This window comes from Streptomyces sp. NPDC033131, assembly GCF_055578365.1.
The window spans coordinates 1-1,683 of sequence record NZ_JBVIPA010000119.1; the positions used below are offsets into that span (position 1 = coordinate 1).

The 1,683-nt window shown below is 67.7% G+C and carries 1 protein-coding gene and 1 pseudogene; both read right to left on the minus strand.

From position 1 onward, the window contains the following. Window positions 1-128: 128 nt before the first annotated feature. Window positions 129-875, minus strand: a complete 747-nt coding sequence (locus tag ACZ5XS_RS45750; RefSeq protein ID WP_468661641.1) for an SDR family NAD(P)-dependent oxidoreductase — start codon at window positions 873-875, stop codon at window positions 129-131. Between the two features lie 507 nt (window positions 876-1,382). Beyond that, a pseudogene (locus ACZ5XS_RS45755) lies at window positions 1,383-1,683 on the minus strand (TetR/AcrR family transcriptional regulator); the annotation flags it as partial.

Below are 1,683 nucleotides of genomic sequence, written 5' to 3' on the forward strand. Positions count from 1 at the left end.
GCGGCACTCGGCGTTCTCGCACCGGAAGCGGAGCAGATGAACCGGCTGGCACCCGCGGTACGCCGAGCCGCGGACGCCATCTCACGGCGCCTTCCGACCAGCACCCGCGCGCGCTACGAAGCGTGCTGTCAGCGACGCGTAAGTCCTCCGTCGACGGCGAGGATCTGGCCGGTGATGAACGCGGCCTCGTCTGAGGCCAGGAACGCCACGGTGTTGGCGACGTCCGTCGGACTCTGTCGTCGCTTCAGATCCTGCATCTGTACGGTCATGTCGAAGAACGCCTCGTCCGCGCTCCGGAGCGCCGCGGCTGTGGGGACCAGACTGGGAGCTACCGCGTTGACCGTGACATCGTGTTCCGCCAGGTTGGCCGCCAGCACGTTGGTGAACCCGTTGAGGGCACCCTTGGAGGAGACGTACGCGACAAACGGTGGCGGACTCACCCAGTAGCTACCGGACGTTATGTTGATCACCCGACCGGCGGTGGACTGCTTGAGGTCCTCGAGGAACGCCTTGGCCGTCAAGAAGGCTCCGGTCACGTTGACCGCGAAGGTCCGGTTCCACTGCTCCAGCGTCACGTCGTCGATGCCGGCGAAGGGCACGATGCCCGCGTTGTTCACGAGGATGTCGACGGGGCCGAGCGCGTCCCGGACCTCCGCGGCGAAGGCGTTCACCTGAGCCTCGTCGGAGACGTCGACCTTCGTGCTGATGAACCGCCGGCCGTTCCCTTCGACGAACTCCTGCGTATCGTGCGCCGCGTCGACATCGGCAACCGCGATGTCGGCTCCTTCGGACGACAGCTTCCGGGCGATCTCCTGACCGATCCCGGCACTACCGCCGGTCACCACGGCAATTCTTCCCGCCAGACGTCCCGCCATGACTCAACTCCCTTTCCGTGGGGCCGGAGATGTCCCTGAGCGTTGCCCGCCCAGCCATCCGCTCGGCCCCTCAAGACCAGTGGCCCGGCACGCGTTCCCCGGCTCGATCGGCGGGAGAGGCCGAACGCCGTGTCCTCGACGAACGACGCACCTCACCCCGCAGCCAGGCATGCGACGCAGCCCCTTGCCCCTCATGGTGCGTGGCTTCCGCTCACGGCGACACAGCTGTTTCCGTTCAACGGAATCCGTTTCGGCACGCCCTGTGCAGCTGACGCCCCCGCCAGTCTTCGTCCTTTCAAAGGACGCATCAGAGGGAACACCGGATGCGCGAATGAAAGCGCAGGTGAGGAACCCATACGGCGGGAAACCACCGGCCGAACCGTGTGCTCGTCCACGGCGAGGCGCCCCCCTGCGGACCAGTGCGGTGGACCGTGTCGACGAGCTGGTCGAACGAACACCGGGTCGATGCCCTCAAGCGCTCAGGACACCCACGGAGTTGGGGCGCCGTCAGTTGCCGGGGTGATCCTCGTCCGTCGTCTCGCGGGCACCCTGCGGGGGGACCGCCCGGCTCCCCGGTCCGTCCTGGGGAGCCTCGGCGAGTGTGTGGACCAGGCGCGCCAGCTGTTCGGCGTAGCGGTCGATGAACTCCGGGGAGGCCGGATCCGCGCCGGTGACGGTCGCGGCGAGCTGCGGCAGGATCTCCGGCGCCATTCCCGCGGTGAAGAACGCCAGCGTCAACGCACCGATATCCAGATCGGCCCGGATCTCGCCCCGCGCCTGCCTTCTGCGGGTTTCGTCGACGACGTCG